Source organism: Streptomyces sp. NPDC002825 (genome assembly GCF_040295385.1).
Taxonomy (GTDB): domain Bacteria; phylum Actinomycetota; class Actinomycetes; order Streptomycetales; family Streptomycetaceae; genus Streptomyces.
In genome coordinates this window covers 17,066-41,240 of record NZ_JBEOVH010000031.1, presented here as the reverse complement: position 1 = coordinate 41,240, position 24,175 = coordinate 17,066, and the positions used below count along the sequence as shown (strand labels likewise).

Annotated in this window: 16 protein-coding genes; 12 read left to right on the top strand and 4 right to left on the bottom strand. The window is 72.8% G+C overall.

The features are described 5' to 3' along the window. The 3 genes from ABT041_RS30895 (at position 1) to ABT041_RS30885 (ending at position 3,625) form a co-directional block, all read left to right on the top strand. Positions 1-1,143 (top strand): M20 family metallopeptidase, encoded by a 1,143-nt coding sequence (locus ABT041_RS30895; protein WP_351190651.1) that lies wholly within the window; start codon positions 1-3, stop codon positions 1,141-1,143. Further along, a complete protein-coding gene (locus ABT041_RS30890; protein ID WP_351190649.1) occupies positions 1,140-2,582 on the top strand; it encodes an aspartate ammonia-lyase in 1,443 nt (480 codons plus the stop codon). The genes ABT041_RS30895 and ABT041_RS30890 overlap by 4 nt, the downstream gene beginning before the upstream one ends. Positions 2,583-2,710: 128 nt before the next feature. Then, positions 2,711-3,625, top strand: coding sequence for a LysR family transcriptional regulator (locus ABT041_RS30885; RefSeq protein ID WP_351190647.1), 915 nt, complete (start codon positions 2,711-2,713; stop codon positions 3,623-3,625). Positions 3,626-3,712: 87 nt separating this feature from the next. Here the strand turns inward: ABT041_RS30885 and ABT041_RS30880 are convergent, their stop codons facing one another. Next, the gene (locus ABT041_RS30880; RefSeq protein WP_351190645.1) at positions 3,713-4,330 is read right to left on the bottom strand and encodes a TetR/AcrR family transcriptional regulator; all 618 of its coding nucleotides are present in this window, start codon (positions 4,328-4,330) and stop codon (positions 3,713-3,715) included. Between the two features lie 232 nt (positions 4,331-4,562). Here ABT041_RS30880 and ABT041_RS30875 point away from each other — a divergent pair, with 232 nt between their 5' ends. The 5 genes from ABT041_RS30875 (at position 4,563) to ABT041_RS30855 (ending at position 11,912) form a co-directional block, all read left to right on the top strand. Then, positions 4,563-6,035 carry an aldehyde dehydrogenase family protein gene (locus ABT041_RS30875; RefSeq protein WP_351190643.1) on the top strand — a complete coding sequence of 491 codons (1,473 nt, stop codon included), beginning with the start codon at positions 4,563-4,565 and terminating at the stop codon, positions 6,033-6,035. Between the two features lie 122 nt (positions 6,036-6,157). Next, positions 6,158-7,513 carry an aminotransferase family protein gene (locus tag ABT041_RS30870; protein ID WP_351190641.1) on the top strand — a complete coding sequence of 452 codons (1,356 nt, stop codon included), beginning with the start codon at positions 6,158-6,160 and terminating at the stop codon, positions 7,511-7,513. Between the two features lie 112 nt (positions 7,514-7,625). Next, positions 7,626-9,131 carry an APC family permease gene (locus ABT041_RS30865; protein ID WP_351190639.1) on the top strand — a complete coding sequence of 502 codons (1,506 nt, stop codon included), beginning with the start codon at positions 7,626-7,628 and terminating at the stop codon, positions 9,129-9,131. Positions 9,132-9,413: 282 nt separating this feature from the next. Continuing rightward, the gene (locus tag ABT041_RS30860; protein WP_351190637.1) at positions 9,414-10,895 is read left to right on the top strand and encodes an FAD-binding oxidoreductase; all 1,482 of its coding nucleotides are present in this window, start codon (positions 9,414-9,416) and stop codon (positions 10,893-10,895) included. Between the two features lie 45 nt (positions 10,896-10,940). Then, positions 10,941-11,912, top strand: coding sequence for a nucleoside hydrolase (locus ABT041_RS30855; protein WP_351190635.1), 972 nt, complete (start codon positions 10,941-10,943; stop codon positions 11,910-11,912). Here the strand turns inward: ABT041_RS30855 and ABT041_RS30850 are convergent. Then, on the bottom strand, positions 11,909-12,331 hold the full coding sequence (locus ABT041_RS30850) for a MarR family winged helix-turn-helix transcriptional regulator (RefSeq protein WP_041132796.1): 423 nt from the start codon (positions 12,329-12,331) through the stop codon (positions 11,909-11,911). The genes ABT041_RS30855 and ABT041_RS30850 overlap by 4 nt on opposite strands. 176 nt (positions 12,332-12,507) lie before the next feature. Here ABT041_RS30850 and eno point away from each other — a divergent pair, with 176 nt between their 5' ends. Further along, the gene (eno, locus tag ABT041_RS30845) at positions 12,508-13,815 is read left to right on the top strand and encodes a phosphopyruvate hydratase (protein WP_351190632.1); all 1,308 of its coding nucleotides are present in this window, start codon (positions 12,508-12,510) and stop codon (positions 13,813-13,815) included. 60 nt (positions 13,816-13,875) lie between these two features. Here the strand turns inward: eno and ABT041_RS30840 are convergent, their stop codons facing one another. Both ABT041_RS30840 and ABT041_RS30835 read right to left on the bottom strand, forming a co-directional pair. Beyond that, the gene (locus tag ABT041_RS30840; RefSeq protein ID WP_351190630.1) at positions 13,876-17,247 is read right to left on the bottom strand and encodes a S8 family serine peptidase; all 3,372 of its coding nucleotides are present in this window, start codon (positions 17,245-17,247) and stop codon (positions 13,876-13,878) included. Between the two features lie 365 nt (positions 17,248-17,612). After that, complete coding sequence (locus tag ABT041_RS30835; protein ID WP_351190628.1) at positions 17,613-19,208, bottom strand: hypothetical protein; 1,596 nt, start codon at positions 19,206-19,208, stop codon at positions 17,613-17,615. A 339-nt stretch (positions 19,209-19,547) separates the two neighbouring features. Between ABT041_RS30835 and ABT041_RS30830 the strand changes: the two genes are divergently transcribed. From ABT041_RS30830 to ABT041_RS30820, 3 genes are all read left to right on the top strand, one after another. After that, positions 19,548-20,291, top strand: a complete 744-nt coding sequence (locus tag ABT041_RS30830; protein WP_351190626.1) for a hypothetical protein — start codon at positions 19,548-19,550, stop codon at positions 20,289-20,291. A 221-nt stretch (positions 20,292-20,512) separates the two neighbouring features. Next, positions 20,513-21,703 (top strand): ROK family protein, encoded by a 1,191-nt coding sequence (locus ABT041_RS30825; protein ID WP_351190624.1) that lies wholly within the window; start codon positions 20,513-20,515, stop codon positions 21,701-21,703. Positions 21,704-22,067: 364 nt separating this feature from the next. Then, positions 22,068-24,005 carry a glycoside hydrolase family 5 protein gene (locus tag ABT041_RS30820; RefSeq protein ID WP_351190622.1) on the top strand — a complete coding sequence of 646 codons (1,938 nt, stop codon included), beginning with the start codon at positions 22,068-22,070 and terminating at the stop codon, positions 24,003-24,005. The last annotated feature ends 170 nt before the right edge of the window (positions 24,006-24,175 follow it).

Sequence of the window (24,175 nt, the reverse complement as noted above, 5' to 3'; positions counted from 1 at the left end):
ATGAAGCAAGCGGCCCGGCACGCCGTCCACCGCCGCGCCGAGGAGCTCATCGATCTCTCCGAGCGGCTGCACGCCGACCCGGAGACCGCCTGGGAGGAGCACCGGGCCGCGGCCGCCGTGCCGGAACTCCTCGACCGCGCCGGATTCGACGTCACCCCGTCCTACCTGGGCCTTGAGACGGCCTTCCACGCCCGGTTCGGCAGCGGGCCCGTACGGATCGCCCTGTGCGCCGAGTACGACGCGCTGCCCGGTCTCGGCCACGCGTGCGGGCACAACCTCATCGCGGCGAGTTCCGTCGGCGCGGCGCTCGGGCTCGCTGCCGTCGCCGACGACGCCGGTCTCACCGTCGAGGTCTACGGCACCCCGGCCGAGGAGGGCGGCGGCGGGAAGATCGAGCTGCTCGACAGGGGCGCCTTCGCGGGGGTCGACCTCGCGATGATGGTGCACCCGGCGCCGGTCGACGTCGCCGAGGCCCGGCCGTTCGCGGTCAGCCACTCGAAGATCTCCTACACCGGCAAGTCCGCGCACGCCGCGGCCTATCCGGAGTCCGGGGTCAACGCCGCCGACGCCTTCACCGTGGCCCAGGTCGCGATCGGTCTGCTCCGTCAGCAGCTGCCGGCCTCGGCCCGGGTGCACGGTGTGGTGACCCACGCCGGGGACGCGCCCAATGCCATTCCGGAGCGTTCGACCGGGCGGTGGTACGTACGGGCCGAGACGCTCGCCGAACTCACCGCACTGGAACCCCGCGTCATGCGGGCCTTCGAGGCCGGAGCCCTCGCGACGGGCTGCGAGCTGCGGATCGAGCCCGAGAGCAAGCCGTACGCGGAGTTCCGCACCGACGAGAACGCCCTCGCCCGCTACCGTACGAACGCCCTCGCGCTGGGACGGGAGTTCGCGGCGCCCGGCCAGGCCGCACGCATGAACCGCGCCTCCACCGACATGGGCAACGTCTCCCAGGTTGTGCCCGCCATCCACCCGTACATCGGCATCGGCTCGCTGCCCGCCACCAACCACCAGCACGAGTTCGCCGCGTACTGCGTGGGCGGGACGGCGGAGCGGGCCCTGTTCGACGGGGCGATCGCACTGGCCTGGACCGGTGTGGACCGGACCCGCCCTCCCCGACCCTCCGAAGGACCCCGATGACCCCGACCTCCGCCCCCCGGCGCACCGTCCCGCCGGACCACGGGTACCGGACGGAGCACGACATGCTCGGCGACATCGACGTCCCCGCCGACGCCTACTACGGGGCGCACACCGCCCGCGCCCTGGCCAACTTCCCCCTCACCGGGGAGACCCTCGCCTCCCGCCCCCACATGATCGGCGCCCTCGCGGCGGTCAAGTGCGCCGCGGCCCGCGCCAACGCCGAGGTCGGCGCCCTGGACCCGACGCTCGCCGGGGCGATCGCGGACGCCTGCGCCGAGATCAGGGGCGGGGCGCTCCACGAGCAGTTCGTGGTCGACCTGATCCAGGGCGGCGCGGGCACGTCGACGAACATGAACGCCAACGAGGTCATCGCCAACCGCGCCCTGGAACTCCTCGGCCGCTCCCGCGGCGAGTACGCGCTCCTGCACCCGCTCGACCACGTCAACCTCGGCCAGAGCACCAACGACGTCTGTCCGACCGCCCTGCGGCTGGCCCTGGACGCGCAGGTCGTCGGACTCCTCGCCGCCCTGGCCGGGCTGCGCGGCGCCTTCGAGGACAAGGCCGCCGAGTTCGCCGACGTGCTGAAGATGGGCCGCACCCAGCTCCAGGACGCCGTGCCCATGACGCTGGGCCAGGAGTTCGGCGCGTACGCCGCCACCCTCGCCGAGGACGAGCAGCGGCTCGCCGAGGTCAGACCGCTGCTGCACGAGCTGAGCCTCGGCGGCACCGCGATCGGCACCGGCCTCAACGCCCGCCCGGGCTACCGGGAACGCGCGGTCGAGGAGCTCAGACGACTCACCGGCATCCCGACGCTCGTGTCCGCGCCCGACCTCGTGGAGGCCACCCAGGACGTCGGCGTCTTCGTGCACCTGTCGGGGGTGCTCAAGCGCGTCGCCGTGAAACTGTCCAAGATCTGCAACGACCTGCGGCTGCTCTCCTCGGGACCGCAGGCCGGACTCGGCGAGATCAACCTGCCCGCACGCCAGGCCGGTTCGTCCATCATGCCCGGCAAGGTGAATCCGGTGATCCCCGAGGCGGTCAACCAGATCGCCTTCGAGGTCATCGGCAACGACGTGACCGTGACCCTCGCGGCCGAAGGCGGGCAGCTCCAGCTCAACGCCTTCGGACCGGTCATCCACCGCAGCCTGGGCGCCGGCCTCGACCACCTCGCCGCGGCCGTCCGCGTCCTCACCGAACACTGCGTGCGGGGCATCACCGCCGACCGCGAACGGCTCGCCGCGACGGTCGCCGCCTCCACGGGACTCGTCACCGCGCTCGGTCCCGCGCTCGGCTACGAGACCGCCTGCGCGCTCGCGGTCGAGGCCCACCACACCGGCAGGCCCGCGCTCGACCTCGTACGCGAACGGGCGCTGCTGACCGAGACGGAACTCGACGAGCTCCTCAGCCCCGCCGCCCTCACCGGTCTGCCCGCCCTCTGAGAGGACCCCGCCCGTGCCGTACAGGACTGAGGGCATTCCGGCCCGAGCCGCACAGGTCCGAGGGCATTCCGGCCCCAGCCTCCGCATAGGGTCGGGGGCGACCGGATCACCAGGCGCGAGGGCCACGCATGACGTCACCAGTGGGTTTCACACTCGTCCAGCTCCGCTACTTCCTCGTCGCCGCCGAACGCGGCTCGATGACGGAGGCGGCGGCGGAGCTGCACATCGCGCAGTCCGCCGTGTCCACGGCCGTCCACAACCTGGAGCAGGACCTGCGGGTCCAGCTGTTCATCCGCCGGCGGGGCCGGGGACTGACCCTCACACCCGCCGGGGAGCGGCTCCGGCTGCAGGCCGAGGAGCTCCTCGCCCGCGCCCGGGAGGTCGCGGAGGAGGCCAGGGGAGGGGGCGAGTCCCTCTCCGGGCCGGTGTCCGTCGGCTGCTTCGTGACGCTGGCGCCGCACTATCTGCCGGCGCTGTTCAGCGAGTGCACCCGGCGCCATCCGGGCGTCGAGCTCGACGTCGTGGAGGCGGAGGCGGACCAGCTCGTCCAGGCCCTGACGGCGGGACGCGTCGACTTCGCGCTCACCTACGACCTCGGTCTCGCGACCGAGCCGGACCTGGACGGCGAGACGGTCGCCCGTGCCCCGGCGTACGTCATCGTCGCGGCCGACCACCCCCTGGCGGGCCGGGACAGCGTCGAGCTCGCCGACCTGTCCGGGGAACCGCTCGTCCTCCTCGATCTGCCCCACAGCCGCGACTACTTCCGGTCCCTGGTGGCCGCAACCGGCACCGCGCCCGAGGTCCGCTACCGCACCGGGAGCTACGAGACGGTGCGCTCCCTGGTGGCCCGCGGGCTCGGCTACTCCGTGCTCAACCAGCGGCCGGCGACCAGCCAGACGTACGGCGGCGGCGAGGTCGCCGAGCTGCGGCTCCGGGACGGCGGACCGCCGCTCGACGTCAAGATCGCCACGGTGCGGAGCATGACCCAGACCGCCCGGGCCCGGGCGGTCATGGACCTGCTGCGGGAGATCGCGGGGGCCTGACCGCCGGCCTCCGTGCCACAGATCGGCGGGGCCTGACCGCCGGCCTGCGCGCCACGGATCGGCGGGACCTGACCGGAGGCCTCCGCCCTACAGATCGGCGCGGCCCGTCACCGTTCGGGCGTGGGCCAGGATCAGCTCGCGGGCCCTGTCCGGGCGCAGCGCGGCGTTGCGGCTGACGATGTGCAGTCCGTAGCCGTCCTCCAGGGCCACGAGCCCGTGGGCCAGGTCCGACGCGGCCGCGGCGAGAGTGAAGCCGCCGGTCGCGGCGCCGACCGCGAGGGCGGTGGTGTAGAGCGCGACCTCCCGGGCGAAGAGCGAGGCCATCAGCTCGGCGTGCCCGGGGCTGCGGCCCGCGCGCCGGTGCAGCTCGTAGAGCAGCCCGTGCACCGGGTCGTCCGTCATGCTGGGCAGACCGCTGTTGAGGAGGGCTCGCAGCCGGGCCGCCGGATCGTCGGCGGGCGCCTCGTCGTAGGCCTGCTGCCGGGTGGCCAGATAGCTCTCGACTGCGCCCCGGTGCACCTCCAGGACGAGGTCGTCGAGCTCGGGGTAGTAGTACAGGACCGAGCCCTGGGAGACGCCCGCGGCCTCCGCGATGTCCTTGATGCGCAGGGCTTCGAGGCCGCGCTCCGCGATGGCCCGGCCCGCGGCGGTGACCAGGGCCTCCCGGCGTGCCGTCTGGTCGCGGGGTCTGCCGACTCTGCTCATGGCGCCCATTCTCTGATGACCGGATCAGGTTGTGCAAGAAGTTCCCGTCCAGAGCATTGACGGCCGCTTAACGAATTGTTTGAATCCCAACTCAAAGAAGTCGGTGCGGACGATACCCGCCGGACTCCCTCCCTCTCCGCCGCCCCCGCACACCGCCCGGGCCGCACCTCCCCCGTCCCCCCGAACGGGCACCGGCTCGCAGACGTCCCACGACGCGATCGAAGGCCACACCATGCAGACCTACGCCCACTGGCGGCAGCGCGCCGCCGAACTCACCCCACGGACCCGCCTGTTCATCGACGGAGCGTGGACCGACCCCGCCGAGGACCACTGGCTCCCGACCGTGAACCCCGCGACCGGCAAGACCACCGCCCAGGTGGCCGCCGGCTCCGCCGCGGACGTCGACCGGGCCGTGGCCGCGGCCCGCGCCTCCTTCGAGGACGGCCGCTGGTCGCGCACCGCACCCGCCGAGCGCAGGCGGATCCTGCTCGCCCTCGCCCGCCTCGTCGAGGAGCACGGTGAGGAGCTCGCCCTCTGCGACACCCTCGACATGGGCAAGCCCATCGCGGAGTCCCACGGAACCGACGTCCCCGGCGCCGCCGGCGTCTTCACCTGGTACGCCGAAGCCGTCGACAAGCTCTACGACGAGGCCGCCCCGGCCCCGCCGGGCAACCTCGCCCTCGTGCGCCGCGCCCCGCTCGGGGTCGTGGGCGCGGTGGTGCCCTGGAACTTCCCCCTCGACCTCGCGAGCTGGAAGCTGGCACCCGCACTGGCCGCCGGCAACAGCGTCGTCCTCAAGCCAGCCGAGCAGTCCCCGCTCTCCGCCCTGCTCCTCGCGGAACTCGCCGCGGAGGCCGGCCTGCCCGACGGCGTGCTGAACGTCGTCCCCGGCCCGGGGGAGACGACCGGGCGGGCGCTCGGCCTCCACCCGGACGTCGACAGCCTCGTCTTCACCGGGTCCACCGCCGTCGCCAAGCGCTTCCTCGCCTACTCCGCCGAGTCCAACATGAAGCAGGTCTGGCCCGAGGCCGGCGGCAAGAGCCCCAACGTGGTCTTCGCCGACGCCGACCTCGACGCGGCCGCGGAACGCGCGGCCTGGGGCTTCGCCTACAACGCGGGCCAGGTGTGCTCCGCGAACACCCGCCTCCTCGTCGAGGCCTCCGTCGCCGAGGAGTTCACGGCCCGCGTCGCCGCGCACGCCCGCACCTGGCTCCCGGGCGACCCCCTCGACCCCGCGACCCGGCTCGGGCCCCTCGTCGACGAGGCCCAGGCCGAACGCGTCCTCGCGGCCGTGCGCTCCTCGGGCGGCACCGTCGTCTGCGGCGGCACACGGCCCGACCGGGACGGCGCCTACCTCGACCCCACGGTCGTCACCGGCCTCGGCCCCGACGCCCCGCTCGTCCGCGAGGAGCTCTTCGGCCCCGTCCTCGCGGTGCTCCCGTTCCGGGACGAGGCCGAGGCGATCCGCCTCGCCAACGACTCCGCCTACGGCCTCGCCGCCTCCCTCTGGACCCGGGACCTGGCCCGCGCCCACCGCGTGGCCGACGCCCTGCGCGCCGGGACCGTGTCCGTGAACACGGTCGACGCGCTCAGCCCGTACACCCCCTTCGGCGGGTTCAAGCAGTCCGGCCACGGCCGCGACCTCTCCCTGCACTCCTTCGACAAGTACACCGGCCTGAAGACGACCTGGATCGCGTACGGCTGACCCCGCCGGCCACACCGGTCCGCCGCCGCTGCCGAAACGGAACACCTGCCCCCGCCGGCGACCGAGAAGACCCCCGACCCGTCCCGACCCCACACCCTCACCCCAGCAAGGGACTCACCACCATGACCAGCGACCACACCGCAGACCTGATCCGCCTCGACCGGGCGCACATCATCCACCCCTACCTGCCGGGCACCGCCACCGAGCGCGTCGTCATGGCCTCCGGTTCCGGCTGCCGGCTCACCGACACCGAGGGCCGCGACTACCTCGACGCCACGGGAGGCCTCTGGCTCGCCCAGATCGGCCACGGCCGCGACGAGGTGGCCGATGTCGCCCACGAGCAGATGAGGAAGCTGGAGTACTTCACCAGCTTCTGGGAGTTCTCCAACGAGCCGGCCATCAAGCTCGCCGCCCGCCTGGCCGAGATCGCCCCGGAGCCGCTCAACCACGTCTACTTCACCTCCGGCGGCTCCGAGGGCAACGAGGCCGCCATCAAGATGGCCCGCTACTACCACCACCGGCGCGGCGAGGGCAGCCGGACCTGGATCCTCGCGCGCAGCAAGGCCTACCACGGCATCGGCTACGGCGGCGGCTCGGCCACCGGCTTCCCCGTCTACCACGAGGGCTTCGCCCCGATGATGCCGCACGTCTCCCACCTCACGCCCCCGTGGCCGTACCGCAGCGAGCTCTACGACGGTCAGGACCCGACCGACTTCCTCATCCGCGAACTCGAGGAGCGCATCGCCGAGATCGGGCCCGAGAACATCGCCGCGATGATCGGCGAGCCGATCATGGGCGTCGGCGGCATGCTCGTCCCGCCGGCCGACTACTGGCCCCGGGTGCGCGAGGTCCTCGACCGGCACGGCATCCTCCTCGTCTTCGACGAGGTGGTCACCGCGTACGGCCGGGTCGGGGAGTGGTTCGCCGCCCAGTACTTCGACGTCACCCCGGACATCATCGTCACCGCCAAGGGCATCACCTCCGGCTACGTCCCGCTCGGCGCCCTCCTGGTGAGCGACGACCTCGCCGAGGTGCTCCTGCGCGACCACGGCTTCCCCATGGGCTACACGTACAACGGCCACCCCGTCGCCACCGCCGTCGCCCTCGCCAACCTCGACATCATCGAGCGGGAGGGACTGCTCGCCCGCGCCACGAGCCTGGGCTCCTTCCTCCACGACGAACTGAAGGCACAGCTGGGCGAGTTGCCGATCGTCGGCGAGATCCGCTCCGTCGGCATGATGCTGGCCGTCGAACTGGTCCAGGACCGCACCACCCGCACGCCCCTGCCTCTCGACCCCTCCCGGATGCCCCACGACGTGATCCGCCGCGAGGCCGGCGTCATCGTCCGCGACTCCGCACACAGCCTGGTCCTGTCCCCGCCGCTCGTCATGACGGAGACCGAGGCCAAGGAAGTGGCCACCGCACTGCGCGGTGTCCTGGAGCGCACCGATCCCACCGGTGCGATCCGCCCGGCCTGACGACGCACGGGAGGCCCGGTGCCCCGCCGGGCCTCCCCGACACGGACGCCACTCCGTCACCGCGCTCACGCGCGCCTGCTCGCAGTACCCCTCTCCCCGCTAGGAACTGCCCGTGTCCTCCCCTCTCTCCGCCACCGACTCGCGCACTCCCTCCGCCACGTCCGGGCTGCGGCGCAGCCTGAAGCGCCTCGACATCACCGCCCTGGGCATCGCCGCCGTCATCTCCTTCGACACCGTCGGGCAGATCGCCACCGGCGGCGGCGAGGCCGCCACCTGGACGGCGGTCCTCGCGCTCTTCTTCCTCGTCCCCTACGCCCTGCTGTTCGCCGAGACCGGGGCCGCGTTCCCGCAGGAGGGCGGCCCGTACGTCTGGGTCAAGCTCACCCTGGGCCGTGCGGCGGCCGCGCTCACCACGCTGCTGTACTGGGTGACCAACCCGATCTGGCTGGGCGGCTCCCTGGTCTTCCTCGCCGCCGAGACCTGGGACGGCTTCGTCTTCCACCTGGGCTCGGGCACCTTCGCGGACTACACGTTCAAGCTGCTGTTCGTGTGGACCGCGATCCTCACCGCCGTCGTCTCCCTGCGCCGCGGCAAGTGGATCACCACCCTCGGCGCCGCGGTGAAGGTCCTCACCCTCGCCGTGTTCACCCTGACCGCGCTGCTCTACGGGTTCGAACACGGCTTCCACGGGCTCACCGACGCCCACTTCACCCCGACCACCGCCGGGTTCCTCGCCCTCGTGCCGATCCTGCTCTTCGCATACGTCGGCTTCGAGGCGCCCAACGCGGCCGGCGAGGAGATGCACGACCCACAGCGCGACGTGCCCGCCGCCCTCGGACGTTCCGCGTCCGTCGCCGCCTGCTGCTACCTGCTGCCCGTCCTGGCGCTCCTCGCGGTCGTCCCCGCGGGACAGGTCACCGGCATCGGCGGCTTCATGGAAGGCGCGCGCCTCGTGTTCTCCCTCTACGGCGGCGCGGCCGGGCCGCTCCTGACGCTCACGGCGGTCATGTTCGTCTTCGCCCTCCTCACCCAGGGCAGCGCGTGGATGATCGTCAGCGACCGGATGCAGGCGATGGCCGCCGCCGACGGCGGCTCCTTCACCCGGAGGCTCGGCGCCTTCCACCCCCGGCTCGGCACGCCCGTCCGTACCAACCTGCTCTCCGGAGCGGTGGCCACCGTCTTCATGGTCGTGGCCATGCGGGTCGCGGAAGGCGACGCGGGCGCCGTGTTCGCCGTGGTCCTCACCGTGGCGGTCACCACCCTGCTGCTGTCGTACCTCGTCATCGTCCCCGCGCTCGTCCTGCTCCGGCTGCGCAGGCCCGAGGTCGTCCGGCCCTACCGGGTCCCCTTCGGCCGGCGCGGTTTCATGACCTGCGCGGCGCTCGTCTACGCCTGGATCCTCGTCGGCTCCTGGTGCGCGCTCTTCCCCGGAACGCTGGAGGGGCTCTTCGGCATCGAGTACGCCTTCGACGACATCTGGGGCATGTCCCGGGCGGCGTTCGAGGCGTTCACGCTCGGCACGGTCGCCGTGCTGCTCCTGGTCGGAGCCGCAGGCCTGGCGATCGCCCGCCGGGAGAGCCCGGACGCGCAGGCCGATCGCGCCGAGCCGTTGCGCTAGTGCCCCGCCCGGGGTGGGACGCGTGACCGGGCACGGGCACCCCACGGTGCCCGTGCCCGGCACGGCGTTCGCCGTCAGTCATGCCCCGCACGCCAGAACGCCCGTACGGCCGGACGGGCGGGTTCCGGGGACGCCGGGAACGCACGCGGCCGGTCGCGTTCCTTCGCGTGAACCTTGACCGGCTCCCGAGTGTCACGACGGCCCGAGGTCCCCGCCGAGGCCGATGGTGGGCCCCGCTGCCCCAGGCATATGCGTGGGGCACCCCAACGGAAAGGGACCACCGTGCAGATCAGCCGACGCGCCGTCCTGCGCGCAGGTACGGTCGCCGCGTTCGGAGCCACGCCGGCAGCGGGCCTCGCGAGCGGTCCGGCATCAGCGCACGACACCGACCCCGCCGCGTGGCGCGAGCTGAGCCGGTCCCTCAGCCCGCCCGCCCGCCTCCACCGGCCGGGGGAGCCGGGCTACGCCTCCCAGGCCACGGCCGACAACCAGCGGTACGCCTCCGTCCTCCCCGCGGGAGTCGTCGCGTGCGCCACCGAGGGCGACGTACGAGCCGCCCTGCGCTGGTCCGCGAAGCACGGCGTGCCCTTCGCTCCCCGCTCGGGCGGCCACAACTACGCCGGCCACTCGACGACCACCGGACTCGTCATCAGCCTGCGCGCCATGAACCAGGTGACGCCCGGCGCCCGCCGGCTGCGCCTGGGAGGCGGCGCCACCAACTCCGACGTCTACGCCGCCCGCGACGCCGGACTGTACTTCCCGGGCGGACGCTGCCCCGGCGTGGGCGTCGCCGGCCTCACCCTCGGCGGCGGACTCGGCTTCAACGACCGCAAATGGGGCCTGACCTGCGACCGGCTGACGGAGACCCGGGTGGTCCTGGCCGACGGCACCCTCGTGCGCGCCGCAGGGAACGAGAACGCGGACCTGTTCTGGGCGTGCCGGGGCGGAGCCGGCGGCAACTTCGGCATCAACACCGCCTTCACCTTCGACGCCGTCCCCGTCGGATCGCTGCGCGCCACCGTCTTCGACCTCACCTTCGGACTGACGCGGGCCGTGGACGTCGTGGAGGAGGTGCAGGAGATCCTCACCGGCGACCGGACCGGGGACTTCGACGTCCGCGTCGGCTTCAAGCACGCGGGCGACGGCACCCTCAGCCTGTGGGTGCTCGGCCAGCGCATCGGCCCCGAGACCACCCTCCGCCGGCTCCTCGCACCCCTCCTCGCGCTGCGGCCCACCCGTACCTTCGTCGAGGAACTCGGCTTCTGGTCCGCGCAGGACCGCCTCATGGAGAACCCCGGCGCGAAGGACTGCTACGCCTCCAAGTCCCTCGTCCCCGACCGGTGGCTGAGCCCCGACACGGTCACCGACATCGCCGCATGGACCCGCGCGTGGCGCCCGGGACCGGCGAGGGCGACGGGGTACGTGACGCTCTTCGCCATGGGCGGCGCCGGTGACGCCCCGCGGCCCGACGAGACCGCCTACCCCCACCGCGGCGCCACCTACGTCATCGACATCGGCACCCACTGGCCGCCCGGCACCCCGCCCGCCGCCGTGGCCGAGCTCCTGGCCCAGACCTGTACCGCCCACCGGACCCTCCGCCACCGCCTGCGGACGGACGCCGCGTACGTGAACTTCCCAGACCCCGACCTCCAGAACTGGCAGCACGCGTACTACGGCGCCAACCACGCCCGCCTGGCCGAGGTCAAACGGCGCTACGACCCCCTCGGTCTGTTCCGCCACGCGCAGTCCGTGACCGGTTCCTGAAGCGGCGTCCTTCGCGCACCGCGCCGGATGTGGGACGGTGAGGTCATGCCGGTTCCCGTGATTCTCGACTGCGATCCCGGTCACGACGACGCCTTCAACATCCTCCTGGCCGCCGCGCACCCCGCGATCGACCTCCTGGCGATCACCACCGTCGCGGGCAACCAGACGCTGGAGAAGACCACGCTGAACGCGCGCCGGGTCTGCTCGGTGGCCGGGATCAAGGACGTGCCGGTCGCGGCGGGCCGCGACCGGCCGCTGCACGGGCCGCCCCGGATCGCCGAGAACATCCACGGCGACTCCGGACTCGACGGACCCGGTTTCGCCGCGGGCGAGCCGGACGTCCCGCAGGACCCGCGCGACGCCCTCACCCTCCTCCGCGACACCCTCCTCGCCCACCCGGCACCGGTCACGCTCGTGCCGACCGGACCGCTCACCAACATCGCGGTGCTGCTGCTCGCCCACCCCGAGCTCGCCGGGCGGATCGAGCGGATCGTGCTCATGGGCGGCTCGACGGGCCGCGGCAACACCACGCCCGCGGCCGAGTTCAACATCCTGTGCGATCCGGAGGCCGCGGACATCGTCTTCCGCAGCGGACTGCCGGTGACGATGTTCGGCCTCAACGCGACCCACCAGGTCCGTGCCACCCCCGAGGTCGTCGCCCGGATCGCCGCGCTCGGCACCCCGCTGAGCGGGCTCTGCGTCGACCTCCTCACCTACTTCGCGGCCACCTACCGCGAGGTGTACGGCTTCGACGCGCCCCCACTGCACGACCCGCTCACCGTCGCCCACCTGATCGACCCGTCGCTCGTCACCCTGGTACGGGCGGCCGTGACGGTCGAGCTGAACGGCACCCACACACGGGGCGCGACGGTGGTGGACCTGCACGGCGTGACGGGCCTGCCCGCCGCCACCGAGGTCGGCATGGAGGTCGACACGGACGGGTTCTGGAACCTGATCGTGGAGGCCGTCCGGGTGCTCGGCGGCCCGTCCCGCGGACCGGAGCCGAACAAGCCCTAGCGTGCCGCGAGCCGCTCGAGCAGGGCGGCGCTCCGGGCGAGCAACGCCCGCTCCTCATCAGTGAGTTCGGCCTCGATGGCCTGCGCGAGCCAGCCGGCCCTGCGGCCGCGCTCCGCCTCCAGCGCGGACCGGCCCGCGTCCGACAGCTCGACCAGTGACTTGCGGCCGTCGGTGGGGTGCGCCCGGCGCGTGACCAGGTTCTGCTCCATGAGCAGCCCCACCGCCCGGGCCATCGACTGGGGGCGCACGCGCTGATCGGCGGCGAGGTCGCTGGTGGTCATGGCGCCGTTCCGGTCGAGCGCGCCGAGCACGGCGGCCTGGCCGAGGGGGATGCGGTCCTCGTCCTTGACGCGTCGGGTGAGCTTGCCCATCGCGGTGCGCAGTTCGGTGGCGATGGCGGCGGCTTCCGGGGTGGGCATACGGCACTTTACCCCGCGCGCCGGCCGCGCCGTGCGGCTGACCTGCACAGCAAGAGTGTACAGCCAAACTGAACAGAGAAACTGAACAGCATTGCTGTAGAGTCTCTCTCTGCCGGGCTCAGCGCCAGCGCCGTCGCAGCCGGGGCCACGGCACACCACCACGCGGAGGAACCACCATGTCCACCAAGGAAGCCGGAACCGTCGACGCCGCCATCGAGACCGTCACCGCCCGCCGGATCATCGACAGCCGCGGCAACCCCACCGTCGAGGTCGACGTCGTCCTGACGGACGGGTCCCTGGGGCGCGCGGCCGTCCCCTCCGGCGCCTCCACCGGCGCCCGGGAGGCCGTGGAGCTGCGCGACGGGGACTCCGCGCGCTGGCACGGCAAGGGCGTCGACCGCGCGGTGGCCCACGTCGACGGGGAGATCGCGGCGGCCGTCCGCGGCCGGGACGCGACGGACCAGGCGGGACTCGACGCCGCGCTCGTCGCCCTCGACGGAACGCCCACGAAGTCACGGCTCGGCGCCAACGCCGTCCTCGGCGTCTCCCTCGCCGCCGCCAAGGCCGCCGCGGCGGCCCACCGCCTGCCCCTCTACCGTCACCTGGGCGGGCCCGAGGCCCACCTCCTGCCGCTACCGATGATGAACATCGTCAACGGCGGCGCCCACGCCGACAATCCGCTGGACTTCCAGGAGTTCATGATCGCGCCCGTGGGCGCGGACACCTTCGCCGAGGCCGTCCGCATGGGCAGCGAGGTCTTCCACACCCTGCGCCGCGATCTGCTGGCCGCCGGGCACTCCACGGCCGTCGGCGACGAAGGCGGCTTCGCGCCCGCGCTGCGCACCGCCGAGGAGGCGCTCGACTTCGTGATGTCCGCCATCGAGCGCACGGGCTACCGGCCCGGCACGGACATCGGCCTCATCATGGACCCGGCCTCGTCCGAGTTCTTCCGCGACGGGGTGTACGACTACGCGGGCGAGGGGGTGCGCCGCACCCCCTCCGAGAACGCCGACTACCTGGCCAAGCTCATCGACGCCTACCCGATCGTCTCCGTCGAGGACCCGATGGCGGAGAACGACCTGGACGGCTGGCGCGAGCTGACCGCCCGTGTCGGCGACCGCTGCCAGCTCACCGGCGACGACGTGTTCTGCACCAACGAGACGCTGCTCCGCGAGGGCATCCGCACCGGCGTCGGCAACTCGGTCCTCGTCAAGGTCAACCAGATCGGAACCCTGACCGAGGCGCTGGCCACCGTCGCCACGGCCCACGCGGCGGGCTGGACGGCCGTCATGTCGCACCGCTCGGGCGAGACGGAGGACACCACCATCGCGGATCTGGCGGTGGCGACCGGCTGCGGCCAGATCAAGACCGGCTCGCTCTCCCGCTCCGACCGCACGGCGAAGTACAACCAGCTGATCCGGATCGAGGAGGAGCTGGGCGACGCGGCGCGCTTCGCGGGCCGCTCCGCACTGCGGCGGGCCTGACGCGCACGCCGGAGCGGCGTCACCACCCGAAGGCGGTGACGCCGCGTCAGGCGGAGCGGGTCACTTGCCGAGCCACGCGTTGTGGACGGTCAGCGTCGACGTGTTGCCCTGCCGGTCCGTGATCTCGGCGGCGAAGGAGACACCGCTGTCCTTCGCCGGGCTCCTCACGGAGAGCAGGCCGCCCACGACCTTCGTCGGCTGCCAGCTCTTCCCGTCGTCGTAACTCACCGACACCGCGAGTGACTTCAGGTTCCCCCCGGCCGCGGCACCCTGCACGGTCACGGGGACCAGGACCGTGGTGCGTGCCGGGATCCGCGAGGCGAGGTCGACGGGTGCGCCGAAGCGGACCGTGGACACCGGCAGCGGCGTCGTCGCCGCGACCTGCTTCGAGCGGAACGTGAAGCCCGTCTCGATCCGCGTGGAGACCCCGGCGACCTTAGCCGGGCGCACCGCGGAGGTGGTCAGACGGTACTCGGCGTCGGCGGCGTCGACCGTGAAGGGCTTCGAGCCGCTCAGCGGATCGTCGTTCTCGGCGACCTTCACCCCGTCGCGATAGAGCGCGGTCGTGGCCGAGACGTACGGGAGAGTCGGCAGGTGACCCCGGCCGTCCGCGAACAGCGGCACGGCGCCCACGAGCTGCTGCTCGCCCGTCACCGGGTCCGGGGCCGTACGGAAGACCCCCATGCCCTCACCCAGGAGCGGCCCGAAGACACCCGTGTTGAAGCTCTCCCGGTACGTCCTGCCGGCCTCGTAGCGCTTCGGCCGGACCATCTCGTACGCGCCCTCGAAGGCCGGGTAGCCCCACTGGTCCGGCTCGCCCAGCTGGTTGAACCGGGTGAGCCAGGTGGCGCCGTCGGCGGTGGAGACGTAGAAGGTACGCGTGCCCGGCGCCGGCTGCGGGGCGGAGAAGCCGTTGCCCTCCGGCGCGCCCGGCAGATGGGCGTACGGGGAGGCGAGCGTGGTCTTCCCGGGCGCGGAGGAGCCGAGACCGACCTGCAGTGTGGCCAGCTCGCTCGCCTTCACGTGCTTGGTGTATCCGGTCGCGACCGCGCTCGCCTTGCCGCCGAAGGCCACCGCGTACTGGCTGCCCGCGTCCTTGAGGAAGTGCGCGTCCCAGGTCTGCAGGAGGGATCCGTCGGTGACGGCAGGACCCATGTGGGCGGTGCGGAAGCCGGTGAAGCCCCGCAGGACCCAGCCGTTGCCGACCTTGCCGATGTCGGTGGCGACCTCGTAGTACGTCCCCGCGTAGTCCGCCCTGTCGAGGCCGGGCACGGTGATGTCCACCGGCCTGGTGGTGCGCGCGTCGGCCGTGACCGTGGTGTCGGCCAAGACGTCCAGCTTCGGCCGGGCGATCCAGTCGGTGCCCGCCGTGTAGTCCGACGGGTCCTCGTAGACGGCGGTGTTGAGCGTGTACGAGCCCTTGGGCACCCGGATCGTGTGGGCACCCGGCTCGTTGTCGATGCGGGCCTGGACGTTCGCGGCGGCCCCGCCGACGCCGGTCAGGGTGGTGGAGAAGTTCGGGGCGTCGGCGCCGTCGCGCCCGAGCGCCCGGACCGTGAGGTCGTACGACTCCACTTCCCGGACGGCCACCGCGGCCGTGCGGACGGACCGGCCCGCGGCGGTGGCGGTGACGTAGCCCGAGTAGGCGCCGTCGGCCTCGCCGATCCGGGTGTCGGCGACGAGGTCCACCTCGGCCGTGCCGCCCGCGGGCACGGTCACCTGCGAGGCGCCGAGCGTGAAGAACCCGGCCGGGGCCGGCTTGCCCGCGGGGTCCAGGGCGGACACCGAAAGGCCGAGGGTGACGTCGGTGGTCCCGAGGTTGCGGTAGGAGACCTTCTTGGTCACGGGCTTGTCGTCCGTGTGCGGCCACAGGGCGGTGCCGTAGTTCAGCGACACCGGCTCGGCGACGACGCTCTGGGCGAGCGCCCTGTCGACCCGGATCCGGCCCGCGCCCTGCTGGAAGGCGGTGTAGCCGCCGTCCTCGGCGGAGCCGGTCAGCGCGCCCTTGAGCTCGGCGGACCTCCAGCCGGGGTGGCGCTGCTTCAGGATCGCCGCCGCACCCGCGACATGCGGGGTGGCCATGGAGGTGCCGTCGATTTGGAGGTAACCCGGCGCGGGGTGCGGCGTGCCGGGCCGCGTGTCGATGAGGCTGCCGGGGGCGGCGGCCGCGGTGATGGCGACGCCCGGCGCGGTCACGTCCGGCTTGACGGCTCCGTCGCCGACCCGCGGGCCGGTGCTGGAGAACGGGGCCAGTCGGTCGTCCTGGTCGACGGCGCCGACGGTCAGCGCGGCGTCCGCGCTGCCCGGCGAGCCCACGGACGACGCACCGGACTCGCCCTCGTTGCCCGCCGCGACGGCGAACAGGATCCCCTTCTCGGCCGACAGCCGGTCGACCGTCGCCTCCAGTGGGTCGACGCCGGGGCTGTCGGGGCCGCCGAGGCTGAGGTTGACGACGTCCGCGCCTTCGGCGGCGGCCCACTCCATGCCGGCGGTGATCGCCGAATCGTCCCCGTACCCCTCGTCGTCGAGGACCTTCCCGCTGATCACCTTGGCGCCGGGGGCCACGCCCTTGTACCGGCCGCCGGACTTGGCGCCGGTACCGACGGCGATCGACGCGACGTGCGTGCCGTGCCCGACGCGGTCCACGGCGTCGGCGGAGGCGGAGAAGTTCTTCTCGCCGACGACCTGCGTCCTCAGGTCGTCATGGGTCTTGTCGACGCCGGTGTCGAGCACGGCGATCTTCACGCCCGTGCCGTCGAACCCGGACGCCCACGCCCGGTCGGCGCCGATCTGCCGGACGCTGCGGTCCAGGCTCGCGCCCCGCACCCCGTCGAGCCACACCTTGTCGATGCCGGAGGCGGCGGCGCGCAGGCCGCTGCTCTGCCGGTCGGTCAGCGCCTCCCACAGCCGGGCCACGTCGTCCGGGGACGTACGGATGGCGTCGGCGCCGATCGTCGGGAAGGTGCGCCGCAGTTGGGTGTCGCCGGCCGTACGCACCTCGGCGCGGGCGGCTGCGGCACTCCCTTCGTACTGCACGATCAGCTTGAGCCCGGTGCGGTGGCTCTTGCGGAGCCGCGGGTCGGTGAGCACGTCGAGGTCGAAGAGCCGCTGGTCGAGGCGGCCGGTGGCGATCAGACGCCGGGCGTCGCCGGGCACCACGAGCGTGTGGTCCCCGGTGCGCTCTATCTGAACGGGTATGCGCTCGCGGCCCTCGGCGGACTCGAAGCCCACCATCCGGCCCTTGGCGTCCACGAGGACGCGGTCGCCGGTGACGAGCGGGATCCGCTGGGTGCCGCCGATGGACGGCGTGGTGCCGTGGGTGTCCGGTGCGACCGTCGCGGTCGCGGTGATCGCCGTCGCGGGGCTGGTCAGGCCTGCGACGAGGGCCACCGAGGTGGCCGCTGCGACGGTGAAGGCGCGTGCTCGCTGCACAGGTGCGCGCAAGTCTCCCCCAGGAGCTCGGGATGAGGTCGAATGGTCGATTCCGGCCGGGCGGCACGAAGCGCCCGCCGCCGGTCAGCGCAGTATGTGAGGAGCGGACGGCGCGATCAACGCAGGTGGGGGAGGGGAGAGTTGATCGGCATGGTTTCAGGCCATCGTCCGGTCGCCGACTGTGATCGGGCGACGATGGCGATGTGACAGCACGGTGACGGCAGCGCGATCCTTGCGCGACAGAGGGCTCGTCGGGCCCGCCCCTTCAGGCATTCAGGGGCTGCGGGGAGCGTGCCGCTCGCCTTGGCCGTATCCGTACCCGGATGGAACGGCTCTCCATCCGGGTACGGCGATGCCGGTCCGGGCTACGGCTGGCCGTCGAGCCAGCTCAGCTTGTGCCCGTACAGCACCCGCTGGCAGTAGTCCGTGCCCACCGGATCGGCCGCGTCACGGTTGGCCGTGCAGTCGGACGCGGATCCCGGGCGGTGCTCGGAGAGGGACCACAGACGGCCCGTGCCCCGCTCGATGTAGAGGTCCTCGGCGCCCCGGGCGGTCTTCACGGCCGCGCCGTTCGTGACCAGCTGGCCGTTGCTCCAGCTGTAGCGCCAGAGGTTGCCCGGCTCGTCGGTGCCCTTCGACTCGTTCACGTACAGCTTGCCGTTGTACGCGGCCGCGCCCTGGGCGCCGCCGTTGGTCAGCGGCAGGTAGTTGGCCCAGCCCTCCGCAGTGACGTCGGAGGAGCGTCCCTCCAGGTCTGCGACGGGGAAGGACGCGATGCGGCCGGTGGACGGGTAGCCGGTCTGCGGACGGCAGTACTCACCCATGAGCAGACGGTCCGGGGTGGTGCTGCGGTCCAGGGAGATGTAGGAGGCCTTGGGGGCGCCGGTGGAGACGCAGGCGTACGAACCGGAGGGGTTGCTCTGGGTCGCCTTGAACTTCCACGCGGCGACCTGCGGCATCACGTAGCGGTAGCCGAAGCTGTACCAGACGTTGTCGTGCCGGCCGACCTTCGTCTTGTCCTCGGTGTTCGCCGTGGTCTGCACACCGTCGGTGTCGCTGCCCATCGCGTCGTGCGTGGTGGGGTCGCCGTCCGGGTCCAGGTCCATGATGTAGCGCATGTCGAAGACGCGCAGGCCGTTGCGGGTGTCGGCGACGTAGAGGTAGTTGCCGTACCAGACGATCCCGCCGGCGTGGACGCCCTTCTGGATCGGGTACTCGGAGGCGTGCAGCCCGTCGAAGGAGACGTGGTCGGCCGAGTTGATGTACGTCCAGCCCAGCAGGACGTGCCGGTACTTGACCTCGGGGCTGCCGGTCGCCGGGTTGACGCGGCTCTGCACGAAGGTGATGCGGACGCCCTTCTGGTTGCAGGCGTCGTTGGCCTCCAGCTCGGCCGTGGTGCAGTCGCCGGTGGCCGGGTCCGGGTCGGTCTCGCGGCCCGGGTCCCAGCCGTCGTACGAGGCGAACAGCTGGATGTTCCCGGCCGTGCCCCACAGCTCGTCGTCCTGGGCGTCGGATACGCCCGAGAAACCCTGCGGGACCCACTCCTGCGAGGTGGAGTCGTCGCTCTGGAGGCAGTACTTGATGTCCGGATCCGCGGCGGTGCCGAACGGGTCGCGGGAGCACCACGGCGTGACGGTGCGGTTCGCCCCGGCCAGGAGGTTCTGCACACCCGACTTGGGGAGGACCGCGTCGAGGCGGGCGACGCGGGAGGTGGTCTCGGCGTTCAGCGCGCCGGGCGACATGGTGAAGTCACCGGGCGAGGCCGCGCCGCCGGGCGAGGTCCAGGCGGTGGCGGAGAAGGAGGAGGGCGCGGCCTCGGCCGCGAGCGGCTCCTGGACCGTGGGGTCCGAGCCGCCCTGCGGAACGACCTCGGCCTGGGCCGGGGCCACGAGGCCGGTGAACACGAGCGAGGCCGCGGCGGCTGCGGTGAGCCAGGCGCGGCGTATTCGCCTTGAGGGCATGGGTGGGTGCCTCCGGTTGATGAAGCGTCAGACGGGCTGAACGGAGGCTTCCAGAACGCCCGAGCGAAACGCAAACCTGCCGGAAATGCGTGCAACGCCCCCTTCGGGCGGGGCAATTACTCCCGATCCGCCCGCATCGCACCGCCGGGGCGGGTAGGCCTCCGCGGTCCCTCAGGCGACCGTTCGGTGCAGGACCTGCCGCCGATCCGCACAAGATCCCCACGGCGGGCCGTCGCCTCTCCTGGGCCGGCGCAGGATGTGTGCGCGGCGAACCGGCCGTCCGGCAGATCTCGACGTGGCCCGTGACTCCTACGACCGGGCGGCCGACAGATAGTCGACATGGCGGACGAACACGCGAGCCCCGGCGTCGTCGTCATGGCCAGGCGACCCGGCTGCGAGCGGGGCAGCCTGTCAGCGGTGGGCGGTAGCTTCCCCGGCATGGGATTCACGAGCGCGTGGGCGATCAGCAGTCACACCGACGAAGGCATCGCCGGCCTCTCCTCGCACCTGCTGCCGGCGATGCGGGCGGACCGCGGCCACCCGGAGGCCGAAAGGCGCTGGCGGCAGTGGCTGCGAGAGCCGCTCCCCGACTACCGGACCTGGTACTCCTTCGGCGGCGAGGGTGGTGACGTGCGAGCCGATCCCGATGCCATCGAGTCGTTCCGCGAGCTCACGGCACCCGGCCGCCATGTCGATGATGTCTGCGGCGGGACGGTGGATCCCTCTTTCGACGTGCTGGACACCGTGTGGGAGGGGCAGAGCGAGGAGAGCATGTTCGTCTCCGTGCACAGCAAGGAGTACGCGGTCTCGTCCCTGTTCCACGCCATCGGTCCGACCCGTGCGGCGCTCTTGCCGGGCTGGTGCGGCACCTTCCTGCTCTCCGCCGCGGAGGTCCGCGACAGCCTTCCGCTCGTCGAGCGTGCGCTCACCTTCACCCCGGCCGAACGTGCCGCCGTCGAGGATCAGGACTGGTTGTACTACGGCGAGGGGGAGGAGCGCGTTCTGGACGGGCCTTTGCGTGTCTGGCGCACCGCCGTTCTTCAAGGGCTGGGCCTGTGCGGGGTGTCCGTGCACCTCTGCTGAGGCCGCCGTGGCGCCGGGGCGACGAAGGAGAACCCGAACCGGGGAGTCGGGTCGGGCGCTCCGGGGTGTCGTCAGCGGGTGACGAAGGTGACGCGGCCCCGGGGGTGGGGGCGAGGCCGGGACGGTGGGGGACGTGGTCGTTTCGGAGGGCCGGCGCGATGAGGTGAGGGGGCGTCAAATCAATACTGGAGGAAGTTATTTATTTGCTCTATGTTACTCGCGTGTCACGACTTCGCTCGCGGCCTCTCGTCTCCGCACCCGCCGAGACCGCGGTCCTCGCCCTGCTCCTCGCGGAGGGCCCCCTCAGTCGGGTGGAACTGGCCCGGCGGACCGGCCTCTCCTCGACCGCCGTCACCAAGGCCGCCAGGCCGCTCATCGACGACGGGTATCTGTACGAACTCCCGCCGGAGCGCACCGCACCCGGTGCCGGCCGGCCGGTCAACCCGCTCGCGGTCGCCCCCGACCGGGAGTACTTCGTCGGCCTGAAGATCAGCTCCGGTCAGGTCTTCGGCGCCCTGTGCGATCTACGGGCCGGGATCCGCGCCACAGCCGCCCGCCCGCTCGGCGAATGCACCCCCGAGGCCGCCGCCGCGCTCACGGCCGAGCTCGTCGGCGAACTCCTCGACTCCGAAGCCCCGTTCAGGGCCCGTACGCGTCACCTCGGCGTCGCGGTGAACGGTGACGTGGACCGGGACACCGGCCGGCTCCGCCACTCGGGGCTCCTCGGCTGGCGCGACGTCCCGCTCGCCGAACTGCTCACCGCCGCCACCGGTCTGGCCGTCACCGTCGAGAACGACGTCAGGGCGCTGACCGTCGCGGAGCACTGGTTCGGCGAAGGCATCGGCACCGAGTACTTCGCGCTCGTCACCATCGGTGCCGGCGTCGGCTCCGCACTCGTCGTCAACGGGCAGCTGCTCAGGGGCGCGTACGGTGTCGCGGGCGAGGTCGGACACGTCCGCGTCGACCCGGCCGGCCCGCGCTGCCGCTGCGGCGCACGCGGCTGCGTCGAGGCGATCGCCTCCACCGACGCGATCCTCGCGGCGGTCCGCCAGGCCACCACGAACCCGCACCTCACCTTCGGCGAGGCCGCCGATCTGGCCCGCGAGGGCCACCCGGCCGCCCGCGAGGCCTTCGACCGGGCCGGACACGCCATCGGGATCGGCATCTCCGCGCTCGTCAGCCTCGTCGGCCCGGAACGCGTCGTCGTCAGCGGTGAGGGCGTCGACGCCTACGACCTGCTCAGCCGCCCCATCCAGGACGCGTACGCCGCACACACCTTCGGGGCCGCCGGACGCTGCCCGCTGTCGCTGCGGCCGCTGCCCTGGCAGGAGTGGGCCAGGGGCGGCGCCGCCGTGGCCATCCAGGCCCTCTTCCCGCAGTACGCGGCCACCGCCCCGACCGGCGCCGGCTGAACGTCCCGCAGCCGACCGTACGACGCCCCGCCCTCCTCCTCGCGACGGAGACGGGGGCCGAGCGGCACGACGCACCGCTCCCGCACGCCGCGCCACCCGCACCGCCTCGCATGCCGCACCGTCCTTGCACGCCGCGCCAACCCGGCGCCCGCACCGCCTCGCATGCCGCACCGCCACCCGCACGCCGCGCCAATCCGCACGCCGCGCCACCCGCACGCCCGCACCGTCCCCACACGCCGCGCCAATCCGCACGCCGCGCCACCCGCACGCCCGCACCGTCCCCGCACCCCGCACCAATCCGCACCCCGCACCTCCCGCACCACGCACAAGGCAGGTACATCACCCCGACCCGTAAGGAGCCTCCGTGGCATCCCGCTTCACCCCGCTTCGACGCGCCACCGCACTCCTCGTCACCACCTCCGCGCTCCTCCTCGGCACCCTCACCCCGCACGCGGCCGTGGCCGACACCGGGACGCCGCCGCCTCCCGTCCTCACCGGCGCCGAGCTCGCCGCCTCCTGGACCGCCCCGCTGTCGACCCGGGACCGGTACGTCGTCGACGCCGACGGCGACCGGTTCAAGCTCAAGTCCGGGAACTGGGCCGGTGCGCAGGGCACCTGGCAGGGCAGCGGCGACGTCGGCGACGTCGCCAACCACCAGGCCCGGCAGATGTCGCACAACATTCCGCTCGGCCTCGACCGGAAGCCGATCGCCGACATCCTGGCCGACTTCCACACGCTCGGCCTCAACAGCATCCGGCTGCCCTTCGCGAACGCGCTGGTCCACGACACGACCGTCGTCCCGGACGCGGCCGTCGCCGCCAACCCGCAGCTCAAGGGCAAGACCCCGCTCCAGGTGCTCGACGCCGTCGTCGCCGCCCTGACCGCGGACGGCTTCGCCGTCATCCTCAACAACCACACCACCAGCTACCGCTTCTGCTGCGGCCTGGACGGCAACGAGCGCTGGAACAGCGGCCAGTCCACCCAGCAGTGGATCGACGACTGGGTCTTCCTCGCCAAGCGCTACCAGGCCGACAAGCGGGTCGTCGGAGCCGACCTGCGCAACGAGGTCCGCCGCGACACCTGGGACGACCCCAACTGGGGCTGGGGCGACGAGCACGACCTCAACAAGGCCATGGAAGAGGCCGGCAACAGGATCCTCCAGGCCAACCCGGACATGCTCGTCGTCATGGAGGGCATCAACTGGCAGGGCATCCCCACCGACCTGACCCCTCACGGCCGCCCGATGCTCACCCCGGTCGCCACCCTGTCCAACACCCTGATCCGCTCCGACAAGCTCGTCTACGCGGCCCACTTCTACGGTTACACGGGCCCGAACCACACCGGCGCCACCGGCACCGGCGAGACGCACGACCTCCGCTACGAGGAGCTCACCCCGGCGCAGCTCGCCCAGGTCGTCGACGACGAGGCCCTGTTCGTCACCCGGTCGGGCCAGCACTTCACCGCACCCGTGTGGATCAGCGAGTTCGGCGCCGCCGGGCGGGGCGACATCGACGCAAGGGAACGCGCCTGGTTCACCAACTTCACCGACATCCTGGTGCGGAACGACTCCGACTTCGCCATCTGGCCCCTGGTCGGCTGGACCGACGCGAACGGCATCCCGCAGGACAACTGGGCCATGGTCAGCTACAGCGCGAACGGCACCCGCCTCGGCGTCATGGACGCCGGCGACTGGCGCGCCACCGACTGGAACAAGCTCGTCGGCGCCCCGGGCAGGACCGGGAGGGTCGGCGACGCCCCGCGCTGGAACATGCTCAACCTGGACCACGCCGACTACGACGTCTCCGCCACCATGCTCGCCAAGCCGGACTGGTCCCCGGGCAACCGGAAGGGCAACTGCCCGGACAGCCAGCGCGTGACCGGCCTCGCCCGCAGCAGCGGCCGCGGTCTGTGCACCGACGCCGGCCAGCCGGCCAAGGCGAGCGGCTCCTGGACCGTCGTCACCGACGAGCGGTTCGTGACCGGAGGCGACTGGGCGAACGGCTACAACAAGCTCCAGTGCCCCGACCGTTCCTTCGCCGTCGGCTACAGCGTGAACGGCAACGCCATGGCCGCCCTCCTGTGTGCCCCCGCGGCCACCGCCCTGCCCACCACCGGCCGGGTCCTCTGGTTCGACCACGGCGACAACCGGCCCGCGACCGGCGGCTCGACCGCCAGTGACTGGGCGCCGGGCTACTACAAGGGCCAGTGCCGCGACGACGAGTACCTCGCCGGCGTCGCCTACACCTGGAAGTGGACCCACGGCGGCGTCCCCGACGCCCTGCTGTGCCGCCCGCTCGCCTGATCCGTCCCCCCGACCGACTCCGGCCCGCCGAAGCGCCTCGGCGGGCCGGAGTTCTGTCGTCACGGAGCGACCGTCGGCCTTCACGTGACGGCTCGGCGGTCGTCACGGAGCGACCGTCGTCCTCGGGGTGAGCGCCCGCCGCCTCAGGCCGACGGCTCGGCGGTCCTGGC